This window comes from Chroococcidiopsis cubana SAG 39.79 (genome assembly GCF_003991895.1).
Lineage (GTDB): Bacteria > Cyanobacteriota > Cyanobacteriia > Cyanobacteriales > Chroococcidiopsidaceae > Chroococcidiopsis > Chroococcidiopsis thermalis.
The window spans coordinates 7,833-11,009 of sequence record NZ_RSCK01000113.1; the positions used below are offsets into that span (position 1 = coordinate 7,833).

Consider the following 3,177-nt stretch of genomic DNA (forward strand, 5'->3'; position numbering starts at 1 on the left):
CTTGATTAGCATATACTAGCCATACAAATCATTCAGACTATATTTGCATTCCTTTAATTATAATACGGTAACTTAATCGATTAATAGTATTATGCATAAAGCAAGCGATCGCAGAAATTGAAAGGGATTGAGCATCTGCTCGTTTGCGCTACTAGATACTACTATTGCAATTACAAAAAGAGAAACTCATTTCCATCGACATATGACTCAGTTGATTGAATACGAAGATAGTAGCGATGAAGTACGTGCTGTATACGATGACATCCGTGCTACTCGTAAAACTGATGAGATTAATAACTTTTGGAAAGCATTAGCAAACCATCCACCAACTTTACAACGCACTTGGCAGACAGTAAGGGAGGTAATGACTATTCCTGGGGAAATCGATCCACTGATGCGTGAATTAATTTATATAGCTGTAAGCGTAACTAATGGTTGCGAATACTGCATCGCATCTCATACTTCGGCAGCATATGCTAAGGGAATGAGCGATAATATGTTTGGTGAATTAATGGCAATTGTCGCTACTGCAAATACGACCAATCGCCTTGCTAATGGCTATCAAATTCCAGTGGATGAGCAATTTAAGACTTGAAATGAAGGGCGATCGCCAGTTGTAAGATTTGAGTAGCTTTAGCTTAATATTGAAATGTATAAGTGAACGCTAAACCTTTGAGGAGGAGAGCCACAATGTTGCAGTCAATCGAAGGAATTTATAAGAACGGCATTATTGAGCTAGCCGAAAAACCAACGAGTGTAGAAGAAAGCCAGGTTATTGTCACGTTTTTAGAGACTAAATCAGCTCCAAAAACCGATCAAATGATGTATTTCGGTATGTTTGCTGGTTCAAATCAATCAACTGAAGAAGACTTCCAAATTGCTGAATTTGTTGCCGATACTGACGACAACTTAGACTGGTCGTAAATGGTCATGAAGTATGTTGTCGATACACACGCACTCATTTGGTTTTTGGAAGGAAATCCACGCATAGGAACGAATGCAAAAATCATTCTTTCCGAATCTACCAGTCAACTAATATTACCTGCAATAGTTCTAGCTGAAGCAGCTTGGATTGTTGAACGCGGTCGCACCTCAATTCCATCAGTGAGGGATTTACTCAATGCTGTAGAAACAGATGCTCGTGTATCTATTTATCCAGTAGATAAAACGGTGGTTAAGCAAAGTGTAAGTCTAACTACGATTGGCGAAATGCACGACCGACAAATTGTTGCTACTACACTTGTTCTTGCTAGTCAAAATGAAATCGTAGCGTTACTAACGTGCGATCGGAATATCACTGCATCGGGGTTAGTGAAAATTATCTGGTAATAGTAAGCTTATCTTGTAAGTTAATGAGGGTAGTATTTTAGAACTGTCTGTAGCGCGATCGCTTTTAAAGATAGAACGGATGTTGAAGAAGCGATCGCGCTTGGATCTATCTTTTTTAGAGGAAATAGACTAAAACTTTCAACCTTCGCTTTTGTTTGAGATTGTCTTGCAGAAAAAAGTTATATATAGTGAAGATATGCTGAAAACTGAAGAAATAGCATGAAACAATTCATAATATCTCAATTACTGAAAGCTGATTTAGTAGAGATAGATAGACAGTTGGAAGAGACTGGCTTTAAAGATATGTCTAGTATGCTTCTCGTTAAACAGGTTTTTCTGACAATAGCCAATGTCGTAGACTTTGAATTAACTGTTCGTCCTCTATACAAGGAAAATAGAGAGCTTTCTACTGAGTACAAAAAGGCTTCAAAAGAATATGAGTTCGCAAAATACCTCAGAAACAAGTTCATAGGTCATGTAAAGCATGAACTTACTGAAAAGGCTATCGAGTGGAAACCAGAGCTTAGGTATTTACTAAAAAGAACTGATGAGCGAGATATGATGTTTATGTTCAATTTATTTATATTAGAAACAGCAATTAATACATATGTAAATGCTGACGGTAGCCATAAGGTGTTTGAATCTGAAACTGACTTAATATATCCGCCTGATTTAAAGCGCTTTCTAGTTTATATTACTTTTGTGGTCAAATCTGCTATCAAATACCTAACAAAATTAGGCGAAGCCCTTGGTAAAAATGTTGAAATGCTCGACCCCAGTGAACAAAAATTTGAGCATTGGCTAGCAGCGGGAGAAGCCGATTTTGAGTTTATCAAAAAATAGTTATAACAACCCCAATGCACACCGACCGCCAAAAGACTATCTGTTGGATGTTTGAGGTTATCTGCGGCGGGTAATGGCGAACGTTAATTTTAAGAACAATTAATTTAAACCTGTTATTAAAATTGCAATATAGGTGTAAATATTTAACATTATTTTGCTCTCGATCTGACAAATATTAAGTATCGTTATAAAATTTGAATCTAAATTATTCGTCAGCTTGATAAACTAATTTTTTCAATGGCTCGTTGAGCTTGTATGGTCACTTCCCGCTCGCAATTATCTCATGCTTATCGAAAGAGACCAAGACCATTGAAATGATTCAAATCACCAAGAGCGATCGCTGCTTCTTTGGATGCTTTACAATCGCAACGAATTCTGCTTATGGGTGGTAAACGGAATGTTATTTAACTATAAGTAAAGCATTTTGTAAGCTATTTGCTTAAGGCTCAAGTAGAATTAGAGAACAATCTATAGTAGTAACTTTTTTCCTTAAGATTATGACTGAGTTACTCCGACAAGCTATTTCAGAGATCGAAAAACTTCCTGCCGAGCAGCAAGATGCGATCGCGTCCCGTCTGATGGCTGAATTGAAGGATGAACAAGCATGGTCAGCTCGATTTGAAACAACGACTGACGAACAGTGGGATCGGTTGGCTCATATGGTACGGCAAGAGATAGCAAATGGCGAAACGGTTTCACTGGTCTAACAATGCAATTGTACAATTTGAATTTATCTAACCAATCGGTTAGATAAAGTAATTTTCTCAATGGCTCGTTGAGCTTGTATGGTCACTTCCCGATCGCAATCGTCTAATGCTTGTTGCAGGGCGCTTATGGCATCAGAATTACCCAAATTACCAAGGGCGATCGCCGCTTCTTTTCTCTCATCTGAATATTCATCCGCTAATGTTTGAATCAAAGTAGATAACAACCTAGCATCAGGGATTTTTTGCAATACCTGTATGGCAGATTTTCGCACTTGCCAGTGTTCGTCTTTAAGTGCTT

At 37.8% G+C, this 3,177-nt stretch carries 6 protein-coding genes; 5 read left to right on the forward strand and 1 reads right to left on the reverse strand.

What is annotated here, in order from left to right; all coding sequences use genetic code 11:
- Positions 1-202: 202 nt before the first annotated feature.
- The 5 genes from DSM107010_RS32535 to DSM107010_RS32555 all read left to right on the forward strand — a co-directional run bounded on the left by DSM107010_RS32535 (position 203) and on the right by DSM107010_RS32555 (position 2,879).
- Positions 203-595, forward strand: a complete 393-nt coding sequence (locus tag DSM107010_RS32535; RefSeq protein WP_015152955.1) for a carboxymuconolactone decarboxylase family protein — start codon at positions 203-205, stop codon at positions 593-595.
- Between the two features lie 95 nt (positions 596-690).
- Entirely contained in the window at positions 691-924 is a 234-nt protein-coding gene (locus DSM107010_RS32540; RefSeq protein WP_106171267.1) for a hypothetical protein, read from the forward strand.
- Positions 925-1,329, forward strand: a complete 405-nt coding sequence (locus tag DSM107010_RS32545; RefSeq protein ID WP_199755912.1) for a type II toxin-antitoxin system VapC family toxin — start codon at positions 925-927, stop codon at positions 1,327-1,329.
- 219 nt (positions 1,330-1,548) lie between these two features.
- Positions 1,549-2,172 (forward strand): hypothetical protein, encoded by a 624-nt coding sequence (locus tag DSM107010_RS32550; protein ID WP_106171264.1) that lies wholly within the window; start codon positions 1,549-1,551, stop codon positions 2,170-2,172.
- A 497-nt stretch (positions 2,173-2,669) separates the two neighbouring features.
- Positions 2,670-2,879, forward strand: coding sequence for a hypothetical protein (locus DSM107010_RS32555; RefSeq protein ID WP_127024960.1), 210 nt, complete (start codon positions 2,670-2,672; stop codon positions 2,877-2,879).
- A gap of 23 nt (positions 2,880-2,902) precedes the next feature.
- On the opposite strand, the gene DSM107010_RS40500 is transcribed toward DSM107010_RS32555, so the two are convergent.
- Positions 2,903-3,177: HEAT repeat domain-containing protein (locus DSM107010_RS40500; protein WP_199755913.1), on the reverse strand; the 275-nt coding region annotated here is incomplete at its 5' end.

Excerpts from the sequence above, each read along its gene's own strand:
- DSM107010_RS32535 (WP_015152955.1), top strand. The coding sequence starts at position 203 with ATGACTCAGTTGATTGAATACGAAGATAGTAGCGATGAAGTACGTGCT.
- DSM107010_RS32540 (WP_106171267.1), top strand. The coding sequence starts at position 691 with ATGTTGCAGTCAATCGAAGGAATTTATAAGAACGGCATTATTGAGCTA.
- DSM107010_RS32545 (WP_199755912.1), top strand. The coding sequence starts at position 925 with ATGGTCATGAAGTATGTTGTCGATACACACGCACTCATTTGGTTTTTG.
- DSM107010_RS32550 (WP_106171264.1), top strand. The coding sequence starts at position 1,549 with ATGAAACAATTCATAATATCTCAATTACTGAAAGCTGATTTAGTAGAG.
- DSM107010_RS32555 (WP_127024960.1), top strand. The coding sequence starts at position 2,670 with ATGACTGAGTTACTCCGACAAGCTATTTCAGAGATCGAAAAACTTCCT.